This window comes from Hyphomicrobium sp. (assembly GCF_036833075.1).
GTDB lineage: Bacteria > Pseudomonadota > Alphaproteobacteria > Rhizobiales > Hyphomicrobiaceae > Hyphomicrobium_C.
Window position 1 is genome coordinate 1 of sequence record NZ_DAITQL010000074.1, and the last position, 20,586, is coordinate 20,586.

A 20,586-nucleotide genomic window follows, 5' to 3' on the forward strand; every position below is an offset into this window, starting at 1 on the left:
CGCGCCGCCTGACTCAAACCAACCAGCCTCCGGCAAACCCGGGGCGGTTCACAAGTCTCAAAGAGCATATCGGTACTGAGCCGTTTTGGGGCATCAAGACCGGTCTCAACGAAGCGTTCCTCATCACCGGGGAGAAGCGTGACCAGCTCGTGCGCGATGATCCAAGCTGTGAAGCCCTCATCAAGCCTTACCTGCGCGGACAGGATGTTCGTCGCTGGTCTTCGCCAGCAACCGGCTTGTATATGATCGAATTGAAATCCAGCGGCGACTACGCTTGACCTCATGTGGCGCACCGCGCCTCCTAGGATGCCGTACAATCCGCAGAGCGGGCTGATCGCCGATGATGCGGCAACGGAAGAGAATGAGTGATTCCCGTATGCAAACGCGCTCACGTGAGCACGAAAACCCAACATTCATTATACGCAGCAACTATCAACTTTTTTTGATTTCAGTATGCAGATTTTACTCACACTGGTCTGTATCACATTGAATTAACGCGCAAATCGCCCTCATCCATCATGGGTGCCACGCAAAATCTATGGGATTGAAATTTCACGTACTTTTACGTCGTCTCGAAGGGTAACGAGTGAACGTGTGCACTCGTTTTCACTGAACGTCCGGCGAATTCTGCGCCTCACGGCACAGGATTCGCACACGCGGCGAGTGAGTGCACACGATGGCCACCTTCGCAAGACTCAACTCCGGGCGCTGGCGTGCGCAGGTTCGCCGCAAGGGCCGCTACGCGTCCGACACGTTCCTTCGCCGCCACGACGCGGAGATGTGGGGCACTGGAGGAGTGAGCGCGATCGATCTTGCCAAGCCACGCTCACCAAAGCCAGGAAGGCGCTAGCGACATTCAAAGACTTGATCGACCGACACGAGAGAGATTGACACGAGGTCAGAGAACCCATTCGTCGCTCCAGGCCGCAGTTACGCACTGCAGCCTGGAGCGCTGTCGCCGATCTCCTCAGAATCGTCCGATGACCGCACCATAAATTCGGTTTGCTTTTCCGGAGCCTTCACCAGCCGTTCCGGTCGCCGCTGCGCCGCCGAATACGTCTCGCTCGGCGTAGACGTATTCAAGGCCGACATCGAGCCACCCGGTATCGACCGTGGTGCCCCTGACCTCGGCGAAGGGGCTCCAAATGAGATTGACGATCCCCTGCTGTATTTCACTGTTCAGCAACGTGGCCGACGCCGATCCCGGCGTGAAGCTGAGCGCATAGTCCGGATAATCATGCCAGGCGTATGAGTAGGCAAAGTTGCTGCGTAGCTCCGGCGTCCAGAAACGGCGATAGGCCAGGGTTGCGCCATAGGCCGACACAGCATCGAGGCTGGGGTCCTCGAACGGCAAGCCGACGCTCGAAATCGCATCTTGCCCGTTGCTATTGCCTGCGAAGTAGCGCCCGAGCCCTTCTCCATAGTAGGCCATACCGATCAATTGATCGGGGCCGAACGCATCCGACATCCACCGCATCGGAAAGAGCACACGCCCGGCTGCGCCGCCACCGAGCACGTCCTCGCTGAACGCTGGCGGTGCGGCTGCGGTGCCGGCCGTGCGGATGCTGACTTGTCGCAACAGGCCACGAGCGTCGATCTCCAGGCCATCGTGGCGATAGGTCAGCCTCGCAAGCGCATCAGGCACGGACGTAAATGCGGGGCTGAGGCCGCCGGCGAACCCCCCGCCTGTAGTGATAACGCCGTCACGGGACGTATACTGCGTATCCGGCCACTCCAACGAAACCTGACCGGTCAATCCCGGAGCGAATCGTGCGGTTGCACGGATCTGAGGTTGGCGCACGAACGATTGGTTGAGATTGGTTGCGTCATTCAGAGTTTCGTATATGCCGTCGTTCCAAAGGCTGTTGGCTTGACCGAAGAGCACGCGAAACTGATCAGTGCCGAGTTCGGCCCAAGCTTGGCGCAGGCGGAAGACAGCGTTGTTGGACACCGGGGCGCCACCACCGAAATCGCCTTCGAAGCGGGTTTCGAGAGTGCCATAGCTCGTAAGCGTCCGGGTATCCATGCCGATGCGACTGAATCTGGCCGTCATGCCGAAGTCGCCGCCTTGGATATCGGCGAGGCTACCTGTAAGGGGAATTGCAAACGGCGGAGGTGCATCCGACTGGTTGCGGCCGTTGAAATCACGGTGCGCACTTGTCTTTGCAAAGCCGTAGGCTCTGACTTCCGTATTGGTTCCGGGAACCCGCATGGAAATACCGGGCAAGTCGGAGCGGAGCGCGTCCTCGTACTGAGAGCCCATCGGCTCAGGTGGACGCAGGCCGGGCACACTTGTCGCGGCCTGCTGCAGCACAGGAGCGGGGTCATAAGGCTGAGGCTGCACAGCGGCCCACGCCCCGGACGCATCTTCGGCTTCTGCTTCTATTTTTTTCGGCTTGCGCTTCGGTTTCTGCGCAGCGGCCTGCGTGGGTTCGGCGCGAACGTGGGTATCCTGCTGACGGGATTCCAGCTCCTCAACGCGGCGCCTGAGCGCCTGGATCTCCGCCAGCAATTCCGCTGAGGTCGGTTCCACCGTCTGCGCCACGCTCGTTGGCATGGAAAAGAAAAACGCACCCCAACAAAGAAGGATCCGCAACAACATATTCCGCTCCCCTTACGTGTCCGGAAACGCAACGGGTACTTTCTCAATCAAGAGGTTCATACACGTGCATCACAAGGCATCGGATGGCTGCATTTCGCAATTCAACGCGGATGTGACGGTATGATGCCAAGCTTGGCGGCAGTTCGGATTTGCGTATCGTCCCTCTCGGGATGTCGTCCGAAATTTCATTCTCGAATTGGAGCCTTTCAATAAGATCCAATCGCGCCGCATCATGCGGGATGCCGATAGTGGTCAAGCCTGCTGCCTGCCGTCCATCAAGGACAGTTCGCTGTTAACGACAGATAGATTCGACACAATGGGTCAAGCGTCCGCCGGCTCCTGCCTGTGCATGTCAGCTCCGTTCCCCGCTCGTGCGGGTCCGAACCGGCTTCATGTCGCGCATGAGCGTTTGCCTCAACCGGCGACCGTCCGCGTTTGATTCGTGAGTTCAACCGATCGCCACAACACGTAGCCTTATCAAGGTCGTGGAGCGGGCAATCATGAGACACAGGCACCGTCGCGCAGGGTTCACCCCAGAGAAACGCTGGACTCCCAAACGCCGGCAGGGCGATTTAGCGAATGTGCAGCGAACGCTCCATACGGCTCATTTGCCAGCCGGGGTCCGGGGATCACGCCAGAGAGGCGGGGAACGCTGCTCTCCAGGGTTGACCATCGGTCCGCGGTCTGCCATGCGGGCAAAGGGGCATTCCAGGAGATCGCATTTGCGCCGGGATCGGCAGCGGGTGTGACGGGCACGATGCGCCTGCCGTTCGGCCAACATACTTGAGGGCATTCACAGAGGGACGATGTCGAGCGAATCGCTGCTTCTTGTCGCCATCGCGATTCCGGCCGCAGGCAGTCTCGTTGCCGCCCTCCTTCCCACAAACGCACGGAACCTCGAAGCCTGGCTCGCCTGCGGGATCGCGCTCGCGGAGATCGCGATCTTCGGCGTTCTCTATCCGGATATCGTCGGCGGACAGGTGGTTCGCGCGGAATGGGCGTGGGTGCCCTCCGCGGGACTCTCGGTCGTCCTGCGGCTCGACGGCTTCGCCTGGATCTTCGCGCTCCTCATCACGGGCATCGGCTTCCTGGTCTTCCTCTATGCGCGCTACTACATGTCGCCGGAGGATCCGGTCCCTCGCTTTTTCTCGTTCCTGCTCGCGTTCATGGGGGCGATGCTCGGCGTGGTGCTGTCGGGCAACCTCATCCAGCTCGTGTTCTTCTGGGAGCTGACGAGCTTTCTCTCGTTTCTGCTGATCGGCTACTGGCAGCATGATGCGGGCGCCCGGGCCGGCGCGCGCATCGCGCTCACCGTCACGGCGGCGGGAGGTCTCTGCCTGTTCGCCGGCGTGCTCGTGCTCGGCCATATCGTCGGCAGCTACGACCTCGACATCGTGCTCGCGTCCGGCGATGCGATCCGCGGGCACGGTCTCTACCTGCCGGCCCTCCTCCTCGTTCTCCTTGGTGCGCTGACCAAGAGCGCGCAGATACCGTTCCATTTCTGGCTTCCGCGCGCCATGGTCGCGCCGACGCCCGTGTCCGCCTACCTGCATTCGGCGACCATGGTGAAGCTCGGCGTGTTCCTGCTGGTGCGGTTGTGGCCGGCCATGTCCGGCACCGACTACTGGCTCTGGATCGTCGGATCGACCGGGCTCGTGACGTTCGTCGTGGCGGCGTTCCTCGCCATGTTCCAGAACGACCTCAAGGGCGTGCTCGCCTACTCGACCATCAGCCATCTCGGCCTCATCACGCTGCTCCTGGGCCTCGATTCGCCGCTCGCCACCGTGGCGGCCATCTTCCACCTGATGAACCACGCGACGTTCAAGGCCTCGCTGTTCATGGCAGCGGGCATCATCGACCACGAGACCGGGACGCGCGACATCCGCAAGCTCAGCGGCCTCTACCGGTTCATGCCGGTGACGGCGACGCTGGCCATGGTCGCGGCGGCCGCCATGGCCGGCGTGCCGCTGCTCAACGGCTTCCTCTCCAAGGAGATGTTCTTCGCCGAGACCATCGAGATCCACGATGGCTCCCTCATGGACGACCTGCTGCCCTACATCGTCACCCTCGCGGCGATGTTCAGCGTGGCCTATTCACTGCGCTTCATCCGCGACGTCTTTTTCGGGCCCCCGCCGACCAACCTGCCGCGGACGCCGAAGGAGCCTCCCCACTGGATGCGCTTCCCCATCGAGCTTCTGGTCGTTGCCTGCCTCGTGGTCGGCATCGTGCCGAACGTGACCATCCGGCCGTTCCTCGACGTGGCGGTGGCGGCCGTCCTCGGAGCCGAGGCGCCGCGGTTCGACCTCGCTCTCTGGCACGGGTTCACCCTGCCGTTCGTCATGAGCGTGGTCGCACTCGCCGGCGGCATCGGCGTCTACGCGCTGCTCCGCGCCTATAACCTCGACAGCGTCACCTTCGCGCGCCGCGGCAAGAGCGACATGACGTTCGGCGGTGCCGTGAGCGCGGCTGCGCGCACGGTCATGGGCTTCATCGGCACGCGACGCCTCCAGCCGCAACTGCGTGTGCTCGTCTGCGTGGCGCTCGTCGCCGCGTTCGCCCCGCTCGCGGGACAAGCGCTCCTGTCCGACAGCCTCCGCCTGACCCCGATCGACACCGCCTTCGCCATCGTCTGGTGCATCGGGATCGTCTGCGCGCTCGCCACGGCCCAGCAGGCGAAGTTCCACCGCCTGGCGGCGCTCATCCTGATGGGCGGGGCCGGGTTCGCCACCTGCCTCACGTTCATCTACCTCTCGGCGCCGGACCTCGCGCTGACCCAGCTCCTCGTCGAGGTGGTGACGACCGTGCTCATCCTGCTCGGCTTGCGCTGGCTGCCCAAGCGCGCGGGCGAAGGCGTCCTCAAAGCCGACTCCTCGACGCTGATGCGCCGCTACGTCGACCTCTCGATCGCGCTTGCCGCGGGGACCGGCATGGCACTGGTCGCCTTTGCGGTGATGACCCGCCCGCAGACCGCCGGCGGCATCGCGCAGTACTTCCTCGAGCACGCCTATCCGGAGGGCGGAGGCCACAACGTCGTCAACGTCATCCTGGTCGACTTCCGCGGCTTCGATACGCTGGGGGAGATTACGGTGCTCTGCATCGTCGCGCTCTCCGTCTTCGCGCTTCTGCGCCGCTTCCGCCCCGCGCCCGAGAGCATCCCGATGCCGGACCAGAAGCGCGCGCAGGAGGCGTTCGACATCAATCACCCGGACCGGGATCCCGGCGAGACCATCTCCGACTATCTGCTCGTCCCGTCGGTGATCATCCGACTCCTGTTCCCGGTCATCGGCACGCTCGGCATCTATCTGTTCCTGCGCGGCCATGACGATCCGGGCGGCGGCTTCGTGGCCGGCCTGACGATGGCCGTGGCCATCATCCTGCAGTACATGGCGGCGGGCACCGTCTGGGTGGAGGATCGCATCCGGGTCTTCCCGCTGCGCTGGATGGCGGTCGGCTTCCTGTGCGCGCTCACGGCCGGCATCGGCGTCTGGACGGCGGGCGTCCCATTCCTGACATCGCGGGACCTTGACCTGCACCTGCCGCTGATCGGCGAAATACACCTCTCGACCGTGCTCCTGTTCGATCTCGGCGTGCTGGCCATCGTGCTCGGCGCGACGGTGCTGGTGCTGATCGCGCTCGCCCACCAGTCGATCCGCACGCATCGCAAGCCGAAACCCGCCGTCGGCGCGACGGAAGGAGCCGCCTGATGGAGATCATCCTCGCCCTCAGCATCGGCGCGCTGACGAGCTCCGGCGTCTGGCTGATCCTGCGCTCGCGCACCTATCAGGTGCTGATCGGGCTGTCGCTCCTTTCGTATGCGGTCAACCTGTTCATCTTCTCGATGGGGCGGGTGCGCACGAAAGCGCCGCCCATCCTCTCGCCCGATGCTCCGGGAAACCTCGCCCACTACACCGATCCCGTGCCGCAGGCGCTGGTGCTGACGGCGATCGTCATCACCTTCGCCATGACGGCCTTGCTGCTGGTCGTGCTTCTCGCCGCGCGCGGCCTTACCCATAACGATCACGTCGACGGACGCGGAGGCGGCCAGTGAGCTCCGCCCTCGCACACCTCCCCATCGCGCTGATCCTCCTGCCGCTCGCCGCGGCCGCCCTCACGGTGCCGCTCGACGAACGCCGGCGAACCCTGAAAGCGGCGATCTCCGTCGCCTCCACGCTCGGCACGATCGCGATGGCGGTGACGCTGCTCATGGCAGCCGACGCGCTGCCTCCGGAGAGCCCCGCCGTGGCCAGCGTCTACATGCTCGGCAACTGGCCCGCACCGTTCGGCATCGTGCTGGTGGCGGACCGGCTGGCCGCGCTGATGGTCACGCTCGCGGGCCTGGTGGTCCTCTCCGGGCTCCTGTTCTCGATCGCACGCTGGCACAGCGCCGGATCGCATTTCCATGCGCTGGTCCAGTTCCTGCTGATGGGCCTCAACGGCGTCTTCCTGACCGGAGACCTCTTCAACCTGTTCGTGTTCTTCGAGGTGACGCTTGCCGCGTCCTACGGCCTCGTGCTGCACGGCTCGGGAGAGCCGCGCGTCAAGGCGGCGCTGCATTACATCGCCGTCAACCTCGCCGCCTCATCGCTGTTCCTGATCGGCGTCAGCCTCATCTACGGCGCGACGGGCACGCTGAACATGGCGGACCTCGCCCAGCGCGTGCCGACGCTGGCTGCGAGCGAGCGCCCGCTTCTCGAAGCGGGGGCGGCGATCCTCGGCATCGCCTTCCTCGTCAAGGCCGGCATGTGGCCGCTGTGCTTCTGGCTGCCGTCCACCTACACGGTCGTCGCGCCGCCGGTGGCGGCCATGTTCTCGATCATGACCAAGGTCGGCATCTACGTGGTGCTGCGTCTCTGGCCCATGGTGTTCGGCCCCGACGCCGGCACATCGGCTGCCTTCGGCAGCAACTGGCTGCTCGTCGGCGGCATCGCCACCGTGGCGTTCGGGTCCATCGGCCTGCTCGCCGCTCAGGATCTGCCGCGCCTCGCCTCGCTGAGCGTCATCGTATCGTCCGGCACGCTGCTTGCCGTCATCGCGGTCGGCAGCGCCGGTGTGACGGGGGGCGCGCTATTCTATCTCGTGAGCTCGACGCTGGCCGTCAGCGCGCTCTTCCTGCTGATCGAGCTCATCGAGCGCAGCCGCATGCCGGGCGCGGACGTGATCGCGATCACCGCCGATGCGCTTGGCGACGAGGATGAGGCGGGTGACGGCGCGGCGGACCCGATCGGGATCGCGATCCCCGCGACGCTGGCCATCCTCGGCATCGGCTTCGCGGCCTGCGCACTCCTGCTGGCCGGCCTGCCGCCGCTCTCGGGCTTCATCGGCAAGTTCCTCATTCTTTACGCGCTGTTTCCCGCCGGCGACGGCGCGGCCGCCGCGCAACCGCCGGCGGTGTCGTGGACCCTGCTCGCGGTGCTGCTCGTCTCGGGGCTCGCCGCCACGGTCGCCATGATGCGGACGGGCATCCGCGTCTTCTGGGTGCCGATCGAGACGACGGTTCCGACGGTCCGCTTCCTCGAGGTGGTTCCGATCGTCGGGCTCTTGTTCCTCGCAGCTGCGCTGACGGTCGAGGCCGGCCCCGTCGCGAGGTTCATGCAGGCCACCGCCGAAAGCATCCACGCGCCGGAGACCTATGTGCGCAGCGTCATGACGGCACCGCGCGCGGCACGCCCGGAGACGGAGCACGCCCCATGATGCGGCTCGTCCCCTACCCGATCCTCTCCGCGTTCCTGCTCGGCATGTGGCTGCTGCTCAACCAGTCGGTCTCGCCGGGGCAGATGCTGCTCGGCTCGATCATCGGCATCGCCGGCGGGCTCGCCATCTCGACGCTGCAGATCCCGACCGGCCGCGTCCGCCGGCCGAGCGCCATCCTGCGCCTCGCCATCATCGTGCTCATCGACATCATCCGCTCGAACATCGCGGTGACGCGCATCGTCCTCAAGCCCGAGCTCAGGGCCAGATCCGACTTCATCTGGGTGAAGCTCGACATCCGCAACGAATACGCGCTCTCGATCCTCGCCTGCATCGTCACCTCCACGCCCGGTACCGTGTGGGTCAACTTCGACAGCCGCACAGGCGTCCTCTTGCTCCACGTTCTCGACCTCGTCGACGAGGCGGCATGGATCGAGCTCATCAAGACCCGCTACGAACGGCTGCTGATGGAGATTTTCGAATGAGCGCGCACGCCATCCTCGCATGGTCGGTCGCCATCTCGGAGCTCGCGCTCGTGCTCGCCATGGCGTGCGCGGCGTTCCGCATGCTGCGCGGGCCGAGGGCGCAGGACCGCGTGCTGGCGCTCGACGCCTTCTATGTCGCCGGCATGATCCTCATTCTCACGTTCGGAATAGAGACCGGCGACGAGGTGTACTTCGAGGCGGCCCTGGTGATCGCCATCCTGGGCTTCGTGGCGACGGCGGCGCTCGCGAAATTCCTCATGCGCGGAGAGACGATCGAATGATAATTCCTGCGGATTTCCCCGCCTGGGCGGCGCTGCTCACCGCCGTGCTCATGCTGACCGGAGCCGGCCTCACGCTGATCGGCGCCGTTGGGCTTCTGCGGCTCAGGAATTTCTACGCCCGCGTCCACGCGCCGACGCTCGGCACGACGCTCGGCGTCGGTTGCGTGCTGCTCGCCTCGATCCTGTATTTCTCCGTGCTGCAGTCCCGGCCCGTGGTGCACGAGGTTCTGATCGCGATCTTCGTCACCATCACCACACCGGTTTCGCTGATGCTGCTCGTCAGCGCCGCCATGCGCCGCGACTGGAGCGAGGGGGATCCCTCCGTTCCGGCGCCGCGGGAGTAAGGCGGCGCACCCTGACACCGGCCCCCGTCCCGCCGCCGGCCGGGCGGCGGGTTGCGGCGTTGTATTTGTTGATATACATCGGCTGACCATCGGTACCCCTTGGTATTTCCGGGTTTCCGGGATATTTCGTTCAAACTTGCGATCAGCGACAGAGGCCAAAGGGGGCGCGTGATGTCTATCGGCACTCAACGGCTAGCTGGGAACGCGGACTGGTTGGCTCCGCTGACCCTGTACGCGGATAGCCCGTCGACGCGGATCGTCGCCGTTGCGGGCGCGGACGGCATCGCCATCCAAGAGCTGCTGACACGCTTGGCGCAACGCTGGATGGCCGGCGGCGCGCGCGTCGCGGGAGTGGTGGAAGAGACGTCGCCCGGCCTGCCGAAGAGCTGCGGTGGGGCGCGCCTGCGCAACCTGCGCACCACGGCGGCCTACGAGATCTACCAGGACCTCGGCCCCCGATCGACGGCGTGCTGCCTGGACGCGCGCGGCTTCGCGGAAGCCTGCCAGCACGTCGTCGACGACATCGCCGAGTGCGACGTCGTCGTGCTGAGCAAGTTCGGGAAGCTCGAGGCGGACCGCGGCGGGCTCCTCGCCGCGTTCACGGCCGCGGCCCTGCTCGAGAAACCTGTGCTGACTGCCGTCTCGCCGGCCTTCGCCGACAGCTACCGGGCGTTCGTCGGCCCCTTCGGCGGCTTCGCGCCGCCGGACGAGGACATGCTGCACGCCTGGGGCCGCCTGGCTCGTGCCCCGTCCATGGCGGATTGAGGCGGCGCGGGCCTGCAAGCGCCCGCGCCAACCCCGCGCACACGCCGCGACATCCAGCACGATGCGGTACCGCGCCTTTCCGTCGATCAGGTGCTGCATGGCGTCGTTGACGCGCGTGATGGGGAAATGCTCGGTCACAGGCGAGATGTTGTGGCGCGCACAGAACTCGAGCATGAGCTGAGACGTCACCGGCGCCCCGTTCGGTGAACCCGAGATGCTGTTCTGCCCCATGATGAGGGGAAACGCTGCCACGGGAATGGGCTCCAGAACGGCGCCCAGGACGTGCAGCCGTCCCTTGGGGCGCAGGGCGGCGATCATGGCCGGCCAGTCGAGCGGAACGTTCACGGTGACGAGCAGAAGATCGAGCGTGCCGGCGATGCGCTTGAGATCATCGCCGTTGCGCGTGTTGACGACGTGATGGGCGCCGAACGAGCGGGCTTCTTCCGCCTTTGCATCGGTGGACGTGAAGGCCGTCACCTCGCATCCCCAGGCATGCGCGAACTTGAGCGCCATGTGGCCGAGGCCGCCGATACCGACCACACCGACGCGATCCGTCGGCCGGATGCCGAAGGCGCGAAACGGCGTGAACACCGTGACGCCGCCGCAGAGCAGCGGTCCGGCCTCCCGCGCATCGACCCCATCCGGAATCGGGATGGCCCACGGCCATTGCGCGCGCACCGTGTCCGCGAAGCCTCCGTGACGGCCGACGATGGTGCCGGTGTGGGTCGCGCAGAGGTTCTGATCGCCGTTGAGGCACGGCTGGCAGTGCATGCAGCTCGACGACGCCCAGCCCACGCCCACGCGCTGGCCGATCCTGAGGCCCTTGGCGTTGCTCCCGAGCGCCTTGACGCGTCCGATCACCTCGTGGCCCGGCACGAGCGGATAGGCCGTCATGCCCCATTCGTTGTGCATCATGGAGAGGTCGGAGTGGCAGATGCCGCAGGTCTCGACGGCGATCTCCACGTCGTCGACGCCGAGCGGCCCCGGATCGTACTCGAACGGCTCGAGTGGCTTATCTGCGGCCGGTGTCGCCCATGCTTTGACTGTCATGCGATGTGAACCCTCGGTTGAACGGAGGCGCGGATCCCGCCTCGCGGTGCGGCACCCACCCTAAGCCCGGGCCGCGGCCCGGGCACTCCGTTTGTTGCCTTCAAATGCGCGGCCGGAGAGAATGGTTTCACGCGGGGTCCCGCTCGCCGCCCGGCATCAGAGCCGCCCGCTGGCGTTATTTCCCGCTCGCCGGCTCGCCCTTCTTCAGCGTGGTGCCGGCCTCCTTGAACTTCATGAGATGCGCGTCGTCGGCGGAGCCCCTGGTCTCGGCGACGACGCCGAACTCGAGCGGCTCGTCCTGCGTGTAGCGCTTGCCGAGCCGATAGGCGATCTCCGCCCGCGCCGTTTCGACACCGAGATAAAACGCGTGCCCCGCATCCGCCCGCGTATCGAGGTGGGGGAAGAGCTGGAACGGATCGTCCGACACGTGGTGCCCGTTCTTGTTGTAGATGTGGACACCGTCCTCGGCCACCTCGATCCGGTAGTTCTGGTCGCGGATCTGGGTGGCGAGCGTGCGGATCTCTTCGGGCGTCGAGGCGAACCCCTTGCGGTCGCGCAGCGCCATCAGCCCGCCGCCGAAGCCCTGCGGCAGCGCGCCGGCCTTCCTGGCGGCGAAGAATTCGCGTCGCGCCCGGTCGAACTCGCGGATCGCCGTACGGCAGTGCGGGCTCACCTGCACCGCGAGCACGGCCGTGATGTCGAGCTCCGAGCAGAGGCCCATCAGCAGCGCGTTGATGCCGGTCGTATCGGCGTCCGTGAGCTCCGTCACGTTGCCGATGCCCATCAGGATCGGTACGTCCGGCCGGCGCCGCCGCAGGTCGACGTAGCGCGCCACCGAGGCGGCGAACCCGTAGTGGATGGGATCGAGGATGGGGTCGGCGTAAAAGGGCTTGCCCTTGGCGATCATGATGTCGATCACGCGATCGAGCGAATCCATATCGGCTGCGCCCGCCGAGACCAGGATCGGCACCGCCGGACCCTCGTCTGCGATCGCGATGGTCTTCTCCGACAGGCTGAGCAGAAAGTCGGCGCCGGCCTTCGTCCCCCGCGACAGCTCCTCCGCGTTGAAGCTGTCGACGCTGACCCGCACGCCGTCCGCATGCAGCGCGCGGATGGCGTCCTCGAGATGCGGAAACGGGCTGTCCGGCAGACAGCCGAGGTCGATGACATCGGCGCCATCCGCACGCAGCATCCGCGCGCGCAGGACGATCTCCTCCGGCGTCATCAAGGTTGCATCGACGATCTCGGCGAAGATGGTGACGTTGTGCTGCGAGAGGTCGGGCTTCTCTTTCGCGTGGCCGAGGTACTCGGGCAGGTCCGCCACCTCGTCCGGGCCGCGCTCGAAGCGCGTGCCGAAGAAGTCCGACAGGCGGTCGAGATCGCCGCGGAAGCGGCCCGGCATGACCACGCGGTCCGCGCCCTCGGGCAACGTAAGGCGGCGCTCGACGATGTCGGTCGTCATCAGCGCCGCGACCTTGACGCCGACGTTCGCGACCACGGGCTCGAGCGCCTCGCTCGCCACCTGCTCGGCCACGCGCCGGACGCGCGGCTCCGCCAGCGATCCCGTAACCAGCACAATCCGCTCGGCCATCGGCCTCTGATCCTCCAACGACAGCGAACGACTATGGCACGAACGCACCGGCAGCCCCAGGGGCGGCGGCGTCCACCGTTTATCTTTACTATTCCGCGGCCGGCTGCCGGCACGCCGTGGCCGCCGACCAGTCGGCCTGCCACACCGCGACCCCTTCGCGGATCGCCCGGTAGACGGCATCGCCCGCCGCCTCACCGATGGCCGTGTGCAGCCCGGCGAACTGCGCGCCGCCCGCACCCTCCGGCGCCGCCACGACGATGCAGTCCGTCCCCGTTCCCGTCACCACGACGCCCTCGCGCCGCACGCCCGCTTCGAGGATTGCCGCGGTCCGCGCCTGGGTCACGATCGACAGCGTCTCTATCATCGCCGCCGCGGAGAGCGGCTCGGAGACGTGCAGCAGCACGTTGACGGTGCCCGGCAATGGCACGGGCTCGGTGCACCGCCGGCCGACCCGCTCGCCGTTCGAAAGCCCACAGGTCGCAAGGCAGGTCGCGGTCACGGTCTCGACCTGCGACTGGACGAGGTGATGGCGCGTGATGTCGCGCGAGGTGATGAGCGGGATCGCATCCGCATAGCCGGCCTCCGCCATCAGCGCCGCGATGCCCGCGACGGGATCGAGCGACGGCGGCAGGTCCGCGTTGCGCACCTCGCGCCACGCCACGCGCCGCGCCGTCTGGAACCCGGGTCTGGTAAGCGACCAGGAGAGCATCGCCTGCGGCGCATCGAACGCGGCGACGAGATGCGGCGGGCGGCAGGTGAGCGCGAACGGCAGATCCAAGTCAGGGAGGTTCCGGAAACCGCAGAGATTGAAACAGATCGCGGACCATCGGCATATTCCGCCGGCGGGTCAAGCTTTCCCCTCCGTCCGTCGCGCGCCGGGAACCAGCGGCTTTCCCTCGGGCTGAAAAGGCTCTACTTAGGAATCATTTGCAACTAAGTTGACAATACGAACCGGCTCGTCTAATCCTCGGAGCATTCGGAAGTGATCGAGAGCTCGAATGCCGCAGAATGAAAATGGCTTCGTGCGCCGCGCCGTGATCGGCGCGGCGATCGTCGGGGCCGTGGCGCTCGCGTTCGCGCTCCTTCCGGCCAGACACACCCCGGACGCTCCGACGGCAGCCGGCGAGACCAAACCGTTCCGCGTCGTGACGACGTTCACCGTCATCCAGGACATCGCTCGGAACGTCGCCGGCACCGCCGCCGTCGTCGAAAGCATCACCAAGCCCGGCGCCGAGATCCACGATTACCAACCGACCCCGCACGACATCGTCAAGGCGCAGTCCGCCGACCTCGTGCTTTGGAACGGCATGAACCTCGAGCGCTGGTTCGAGCGCTTCTTCGACAACGTGAGCGACGTGCCGAGCGTCGTCGTCAGCGACGGCATCGTCCCCATGGGGATCACGGACGGGCCTTATACCGGCAAGCCCAATCCCCACGCCTGGATGTCGCCCTCGAACGCCCTCGTTTACATCGAGAACATCCGCAAGGCGCTCGTCGCCCACGATCCGGCCAACGCCGCGACCTATGACGCGAACGCCGCCCGCTACGCGGAGGAGATCAAGGCCCTCGACGCTCCGCTGCGCGCGCGCATCGCCGCGATCCCCGAGGGCCGCCGCTGGCTCGTGACGAGCGAGGGTGCCTTCAGCTACCTCGCGCGCGATTACGGCATGCGCGAAGCCTTCCTCTGGCCGATCAACGCCGACGAGCAGGGCACGCCCCGGCAGGTGCGCAAGGTGATCGACCTCGTGCGCGCCAACGACATCCCCGTCGTGTTCAGCGAGAGCACCGTCTCCGACAAGCCGGCGCGGCAGGTGGCGAAGGAGACCGGCGCCCGCTACGGCGGCGTCCTCTACGTCGACAGCCTGAGCACCGAGGACGGCCCGGTGCCGACCTACGTCGATCTCCTGCGCGTGACCGTGGAAACCATCGCCGAGGGCTTCACCTCTTGATCTCGCCCTCCGAAAGCCCTCCCTCCATCAGCGCCAGAAACGTCACGGTCGCATACCGCAACGGCCATGTGGTGCTGAAGGACATCACGTTCGAGCTCGGCGCCGGCACCATCTGCGGTCTCGTCGGCGTCAACGGCAGCGGCAAGTCCACGCTCTTCAAGACCATCATGGGCTTCGTGCGCCCGACCGCCGGGGAGGTGCGCATCGCCGGCCTTCCCGTCGACGACGCGCTGAAGCGCAACCTCGTCGCCTACGTGCCGCAGAGCGAGGACGTGGACTGGAATTTCCCGGTGCTGGTCGAGGACGTGGTCTTGATGGGCCGGTACGGCCACATGGGATTTCTGCGCCGCGCATCGGGGGTGGATCGCCAGAAGGTGAGCGAAGCGCTCGAGCGCGTCGGCATGACAGACTTCCGCAAGCGCCAGATCGGCGAGCTCTCCGGAGGGCAGAAGAAGCGCGTCTTCCTTGCGCGCGCGCTCGCCCAGGAAAGCCGCATCGTACTCCTCGACGAGCCGTTCACGGGCGTCGACGTCAAGACGGAAACGGCAATCGTCGATCTCCTGCGCGATCTCAGAGCGCGCGGGCACCTGATGCTGGTCTCCACGCATAATCTCGGCAGCGTGCCGGATTTCTGCGACCAGGTGGTGCTGATCAACCGCGTTCTGCTCGCCGCCGGACCGACGCGGGAGACCTTCACGGAGGCCAATCTCGAGAAGGCGTTCGGCGGCGTGCTGCGTCACTTCAAGCTGGCAGGCTCCGCCCTGCACGCCGACGACGACCGGCGCACGGTGACCGTGCTCACCGACGACGAGCGCGCCCTCGTCTTCTACGGCGAGAACGGCAACGGCGACAGCGCGGGCAAGACGGAGAGAGAGAATGAGTGAGCTCCTCGTCCCCTTCGCCTACGACTACATGGTCAAGGCCATGTGGGTGAGCGGCCTCGTCGGCGCCACCTGCGCTTTCCTCTCGGCCTATCTGATGCTGAAGGGCTGGTCGCTGATGGGCGATGCGCTCGCCCATTCCATCGTGCCGGGCGTTGCCGCCGCCTACCTTCTCCGCGTTCCGTTCGCCGCCGGCGCGTTCGTGGCGGGCTTCCTGGCGGCCATCGGCATGTGGTTCGTGCGCCAGCAGTCGAAGCTGCGCGAGGACGCCGTCATCGGCATCGTGTTCTCGTCGTTCTTCGCCGCCGGCCTGCTGCTCGTCTCGATCAACCCGACCGCGGTCAACGTGCAGTCGATCGTGCTCGGCAACATTCTCGGCATCTCCGACGACGACGCCCTTCAGGTCGTCGTCATCGCCGCCGTCTCCTTCGCCGTCCTGGCGGTGAAGTGGAAAGACCTGATGGTCGTGTTCTTCGACGAGACCCACGCCCGCAGCGTCGGACTCAACCCGACCGCGCTCAAGATCCTGTTCTTCACGCTTCTGAGCGCCTCTACGGTGGCGGCGCTGCAGACCGTCGGCGCCTGTCTCGTCATCTCCATGGTGGTGACGCCGGGCGCGACCGCCTACCTTCTGACCGACCGCTTCGGGCGCCTGCTCGCGCTGAGCGTCGTCATCGGCGCGACGACGAGCGTCGCCGGGGCCTACATCAGCTATTTCCTCGACGGCGCGACGGGGGGCGTCATCGTCGTCCTGCAGACGCTCATGTTCCTTGCCGCCTTCTTTCTCGCGCCCAAGCACGGCCTCCTCGCGAGCCGGCGGCAGGCCATCGCGGACGACGAACCGGCGGCGGAGCGCCCGACCTCCTGATGGACAGCAGCCTCGTCGACTTCTTCGTCACGCCGCTCTCCTACGGGTTCATGCAGCGCGCCCTGATCGCCGCCATGCTGATCGGCGCCGTCTGCTCCGTGCTGTCGTGCTACCTCGTGCTGCGCGGCTGGTCGCTGATGGGCGATGCCATCTCCCACGCCGTGCTTCCCGGCATCGTGGTGGCCGTCGTGACGGGGCTCCCCATCGCCCTCGGCGCCTTCGCCTCCGGCCTCTCGTGCGCGCTCCTCACCGGCTACCTCAAGGAGAACAGCCGCGTGAAGGAGGACACGGTGATGGGCATCGTCTTCTCCGGCATGTTCGGCCTCGGCCTCGTGCTCATGACCAAGGTCGAAACCGACCAGCACCTCATGCACATCCTGTTCGGCAACATGCTCGGCGTGACATGGCGCGACGTGATCGAGACCGGCCTCATCGCCGGCGTGACGCTGCTTGTGGTGATGGCCAAGTGGCGCGATCTTCTGCTCTACTGCTTCGATCCGCAACACGCCCGCGCCATCGGACTGCCGGTCCGGCTCATCCATTACGGCCTCCTGGTGCTGCTCGCGCTCACCATCGTCGCGGCCCTCAAGGCCGTCGGCGTCATCCTGGTGGTGGCCATGCTGGTGACGCCCGGCGCGACGGCCTATCTCCTGACGGACCGCTTCGAGCGGATGCTCGTCCTGTCGGCCGCGGTGGCGGTCGGGTCGAGCGTGCTCGGAACGCTCGTGAGCTTCCACATCGACGGCGCGACGGGCCCTTCGATCGTGCTGATCCAGGCTGCCGTCTTCCTGGCCGCCTTCCTCTTCGCGCCCCGCAACGGCCTCCTGCGCCGCGCGCATTGATGCGAAAGGCCGGGCAGGGTCGGCTCAGCGCGCTGTGCCGGTGAGAAAGATGAATCCGGAATACCCGCTGCGGATCTCCCGGTCGACGATGCCGATCAGCCGGGCGTCGACCGCGTCGGCGTGATGCCTGAACACGCGCTCGATCGTCTCGGGTGAGAGCTTGAGCACGGGAAACGGCCGGTCGGCCACCACATATCCCTCGCTGCGCACGAGAAACGCCGCCGCAAGCATGCCCCCGGGGCGCACCGAGCGCGCGAAGGTCGCGCAAGCCGCCTCGAACTCGTCCTGGCGCTCGGTGATCGATTCGGCGCAGAAGAACATCGTCGCCGCATCCCAGCTCCGCGCCGGCAGATCGAACACCGAGCCCTGCGTGACGACGCATTTTTCGCGGAGCAACGGGATCGGGTTCTCCGGCAGCCCCCAGCCGGGCCCGTACGCCTCCCGCGCGACGCGCCAGAAGTGTCGCCACTGCGGGCGCATATCGTCGTTCTCGAGTTCAGCCCGGAGCCAGGCGACGTTCGTCGCCGCGTATTCCCAGGCCGTGAGCCGGCGCGCGCGCGGTAGCGTGCAGAAGAACGGAATGAGGTTGGGGCCGGTGCCGACGTCGACGACATCGAGCGCGTTGCCGGCCGCCGAGGCGCGCCTCAACGCATCGACCGCCACGCGGATGACGAGATCGTCGTCGGGATGCGGCTCGCCGTAGTAATGCTGGAAATAGGCTTCGGAATCGAACGCGTTCCACTGGTACTCGGCGTTGCCGTGGCCCTCGCCGCTGCTCTTCTCGACCATCGCTCCCCCAGGATTGCGCTATCGCCGCCTCCAAGAGGAGGGAAATCGCAACGCACTCCAAAAATCAAGCGGTCGCCGCCCTGCGGTTTTTCTTCGGACGGGTATCGGACCCCAGGCGCCGCGGCTCGAACGTCTCGATCAGCGCCGTGAGCTGCGGCGCGGCGAGCGGACGCGAGAAGAAATAGCCCTGCAGCTCCGTGCAGCCGAAGTGGCTCATCATCACCGCTTCGTACTCGGTCTCGACGCCTTCCGCCACGATCCGCATGCCGAGACCGCGCCCGAGTGAGACCACCGACTGCACGATCGTCCGCGAGGTGATCGCGCTCGAGACGTTGGTGACGAAGGAGCGGTCGATCTTGATCTTGTCGAACTTGAAGTTGCAGAGGTAGGAGAGGCTCGAATAGCCGGTCCCGAAATCGTCGAGCGCCGTCTTGAAGCCCATGTCCTGGAGCCCCTGCAGCACCGCCTTGGTCTGATCGGTCGCCTCGAGCAGCATGCCTTCCGTGATCTCGAGCACGATGCGGCTCGGCGCGACGTCGTAAACCGTCGTCAGGCGCTTGAGGATGGCCTCCAAATCCGCCTGCTTGAACTGCACCGGCGAGAGGTTGACGGCGATCTCGATGTCGGGCCATTGCCGCGAATCCCTGATCGCCTGCTCGAGCATCCACGTCCCGAGCGCGGGCATGAGCCCCGAGATCTCGGCGATCGGAATGAAGGTCGAGGGCGGGATCTCGCCCCTGAGAGGATGGCGCCAGCGCAACAACGCCTCCGCACCGACGATCGCGCCGGTGCAGCAGGAGACGATGGGCTGATAGGTGAGCCGCAGCTCCTCGCGCTCGATGGCCGCGCGCAGGTCCACCTCGATCGCGCGGCGCGTCTCGACGTGGCTCGCCATCTCGGCAGAGAACGTCATGGCCCGGTCGCGGCCCTGGCTCTTGGCCTCGTAGAGCGCAATGTCGGCGTGGCGCATGAGATCATCCGCGCTCTGGCCATGCTCGGGTGCCCGGGCGATGCCGATCGACGCCGTGACGCGAATGGTCTGCCCGTCGATCGCGAACGGCTCATTGAACACGCTGGCGATGCGCGCCGAAAGCTGCGCATCCGCATCGGCGTCGTCGGAGACGCAGAGGATGGCGAACTCGTCTCCTCCGAACCGGGCCAGGAAATCGTTGTCGCTCAAGCGCGCAGCCAGGCGCTTCGAGACCGCCTTGATCAGCTTGTCGCCCGTCTCGTGTCCCAGCGTGTCGTTGATGTCCTTGAACCGGTCGACGTCGACGTAGGCCGCGATCGCCCGCTCGCCCGCGGCGCCGAAACCCGGCGCGGCAAGCGTCGAATCCACGCGCTCGACCATGTGCTGGCGGTTGGGAAGCCCCGAGAGCGCGTCGTGCTTGGCGGCATGGCGCGAGCGCGCCTCGCGCTGCGTCAGCTCATCCGACGCCCGCTTGAGGCGACGGAACATTTTGCTGGAGAGAATGCCCGTCGCCAGGACGCCGCACGCAACGAGCGGCAGAATGATGGTCAGCAGAATCTGGCCCGGCCGGCGCGTCGTCCACGAAAGATAGCCGGCATGCACGCCATCGTCGCTGACGAAGGGCTCGGATACGACGCCGCCGGTCGCGACCGGATGCGCCGTCAGCTCGAGATCCGGAAGCAGCAGCGACTGCGCGATCTTCTTGACGAACGCCTCGTCGATGCGGACCACGCTGACGAGGAGCTTGGGCGTGCCCTTGAGCAGCGTCATGTCGACGTTGGGAACGATCGTGATGGCGGCGACCACGGAGGGCATGCCGTCGAGCGTGACGATGTGGCCGGCCCAGCGTGCGGTCTCGAGAACGCCCGCGAGGACGCGGTAGTTGGTCTGTGCCCGGCCGAAGTCGTCCGGACGGTTCCTGAGCGTCTCAACCCCGTTGCGGATCTCCGCGACGAGGGGTGCGAATGTGGCCTCACGCGCGGCGTAGACCGAAGGCTCCGCTCGCGCGCCGTTTTTGTAGGCGTAGATCGCCGCGTTCGTCCCGTCGAGGATGTAGATCTCGTCGTGTCCGTAGGTCTCTCCGAGGAACAATCCGAACTCGGCGTCTGCAAACTCCAGGTTGAGCGCGCCGTCGGCGGTGTTCGTCACCGCGTCGTCCCACCAGGCCACGCTCTTTTGACCGTCGAGGACGCTGCCGATGGCCTGATTGAGGGCGTTCTCGACGAGCGTACGCTCGCTGTCGGTGGCGGTCTTGTTCGCCGACCAGCCGGCGAAGGCGATGATCGCGAGCAGAAGCACGCCGAAGAACGTGATGGCCGCGCGGATGATCTTCGTCAGGCGACGAAGGTCACCTTCGAACAGTCCGGTTGTATCGACCGACATCATAAGTATGGCTGCCCCTTGGCGTGCAAACACGGACAGATTTATCGATAACGATATAAGTCATTGTTTAAGTGAGTATCTGTTCTCATGGTACCGTA

16 protein-coding genes and 2 pseudogenes are annotated in these 20,586 nt (G+C 66.1%); 12 read left to right on the forward strand and 6 right to left on the reverse strand.

Annotated features, from left to right (window positions below; translation table 11 throughout):
• Window positions 1-278: pseudogene (locus V7082_RS17245) on the forward strand (hypothetical protein); the annotation flags it as partial.
• A gap of 689 nt (window positions 279-967) precedes the next feature.
• Here the strand turns inward: V7082_RS17245 and V7082_RS17250 are convergent.
• Window positions 968-2,602 (reverse strand): hypothetical protein, encoded by a 1,635-nt coding sequence (locus V7082_RS17250; protein ID WP_334150535.1) that lies wholly within the window; start codon window positions 2,600-2,602, stop codon window positions 968-970.
• An 806-nt stretch (window positions 2,603-3,408) separates the two neighbouring features.
• On the opposite strand from V7082_RS17250, the gene V7082_RS17255 reads away from it, so the two are divergent.
• From V7082_RS17255 to V7082_RS17285, 7 genes are all read left to right on the forward strand, one after another.
• Entirely contained in the window at window positions 3,409-6,306 is a 2,898-nt protein-coding gene (locus V7082_RS17255) for a monovalent cation/H+ antiporter subunit A (protein ID WP_334150536.1), read from the forward strand.
• On the forward strand, window positions 6,306-6,650 hold the full coding sequence (locus V7082_RS17260) for a Na+/H+ antiporter subunit C (protein ID WP_334150538.1): 345 nt from the start codon (window positions 6,306-6,308) through the stop codon (window positions 6,648-6,650). Before V7082_RS17255 ends, V7082_RS17260 begins: the two co-directional genes overlap by 1 nt.
• Complete coding sequence (locus V7082_RS17265; protein ID WP_334150540.1) at window positions 6,647-8,293, forward strand: monovalent cation/H+ antiporter subunit D; 1,647 nt, start codon at window positions 6,647-6,649, stop codon at window positions 8,291-8,293. Before V7082_RS17260 ends, V7082_RS17265 begins: the two co-directional genes overlap by 4 nt.
• Window positions 8,290-8,775: a Na+/H+ antiporter subunit E gene (locus V7082_RS17270; protein WP_334150541.1), complete on the forward strand. Its 486-nt coding sequence runs from the start codon at window positions 8,290-8,292 to the stop codon at window positions 8,773-8,775. The genes V7082_RS17265 and V7082_RS17270 overlap by 4 nt, the downstream gene beginning before the upstream one ends.
• The gene (locus tag V7082_RS17275; RefSeq protein WP_334150543.1) at window positions 8,772-9,056 is read left to right on the forward strand and encodes a K+/H+ antiporter subunit F; all 285 of its coding nucleotides are present in this window, start codon (window positions 8,772-8,774) and stop codon (window positions 9,054-9,056) included. Before V7082_RS17270 ends, V7082_RS17275 begins: the two co-directional genes overlap by 4 nt.
• Entirely contained in the window at window positions 9,053-9,400 is a 348-nt protein-coding gene (gene mnhG, locus V7082_RS17280; RefSeq protein ID WP_334150545.1) for a monovalent cation/H(+) antiporter subunit G, read from the forward strand. Before V7082_RS17275 ends, mnhG begins: the two co-directional genes overlap by 4 nt.
• Before the next feature lie 171 nt (window positions 9,401-9,571).
• Entirely contained in the window at window positions 9,572-10,165 is a 594-nt protein-coding gene (locus V7082_RS17285) for a DUF2478 domain-containing protein (protein ID WP_334150558.1), read from the forward strand.
• Between the two features lie 63 nt (window positions 10,166-10,228).
• Here V7082_RS17285 and ahr read toward each other — a convergent pair.
• From ahr to V7082_RS17300, 3 genes and pseudogenes are all read right to left on the reverse strand, one after another.
• Window positions 10,229-11,215 (reverse strand): annotated as a pseudogene (gene ahr, locus V7082_RS17290) (NADPH-dependent aldehyde reductase Ahr); the annotation flags it as partial.
• A 175-nt stretch (window positions 11,216-11,390) separates the two neighbouring features.
• A complete protein-coding gene (locus V7082_RS17295) occupies window positions 11,391-12,806 on the reverse strand; it encodes a DUF6513 domain-containing protein (protein ID WP_334150547.1) in 1,416 nt (471 codons plus the stop codon).
• Between the two features lie 88 nt (window positions 12,807-12,894).
• The gene (locus V7082_RS17300) at window positions 12,895-13,584 is read right to left on the reverse strand and encodes an adenosylcobinamide amidohydrolase (RefSeq protein WP_334150548.1); all 690 of its coding nucleotides are present in this window, start codon (window positions 13,582-13,584) and stop codon (window positions 12,895-12,897) included.
• A 220-nt stretch (window positions 13,585-13,804) separates the two neighbouring features.
• Between V7082_RS17300 and V7082_RS17305 the strand changes: the two genes are divergently transcribed.
• From V7082_RS17305 to V7082_RS17320, 4 genes are read left to right on the forward strand one after another with little or no spacing between them, the layout of a single operon-like run.
• Window positions 13,805-14,755: a metal ABC transporter substrate-binding protein gene (locus V7082_RS17305; RefSeq protein ID WP_334150550.1), complete on the forward strand. Its 951-nt coding sequence runs from the start codon at window positions 13,805-13,807 to the stop codon at window positions 14,753-14,755.
• Complete coding sequence (locus V7082_RS17310; RefSeq protein WP_442909813.1) at window positions 14,752-15,639, forward strand: manganese/iron ABC transporter ATP-binding protein; 888 nt, start codon at window positions 14,752-14,754, stop codon at window positions 15,637-15,639. The genes V7082_RS17305 and V7082_RS17310 overlap by 4 nt, the downstream gene beginning before the upstream one ends.
• A complete protein-coding gene (locus tag V7082_RS17315) occupies window positions 15,632-16,504 on the forward strand; it encodes a metal ABC transporter permease (protein WP_334150551.1) in 873 nt (290 codons plus the stop codon). The genes V7082_RS17310 and V7082_RS17315 overlap by 8 nt, the downstream gene beginning before the upstream one ends.
• A complete protein-coding gene (locus tag V7082_RS17320) occupies window positions 16,504-17,346 on the forward strand; it encodes a metal ABC transporter permease (RefSeq protein WP_334150553.1) in 843 nt (280 codons plus the stop codon). Before V7082_RS17315 ends, V7082_RS17320 begins: the two co-directional genes overlap by 1 nt.
• A 24-nt stretch (window positions 17,347-17,370) precedes the next feature.
• Here V7082_RS17320 and V7082_RS17325 read toward each other — a convergent pair whose 3' ends face one another.
• Complete coding sequence (locus V7082_RS17325; protein WP_334150554.1) at window positions 17,371-18,135, reverse strand: hypothetical protein; 765 nt, start codon at window positions 18,133-18,135, stop codon at window positions 17,371-17,373.
• Window positions 18,136-18,199: 64 nt separating this feature from the next.
• Entirely contained in the window at window positions 18,200-20,488 is a 2,289-nt protein-coding gene (locus tag V7082_RS17330) for a putative bifunctional diguanylate cyclase/phosphodiesterase (protein WP_334150556.1), read from the reverse strand.
• Window positions 20,489-20,586: the final 98 nt, after the last annotated feature.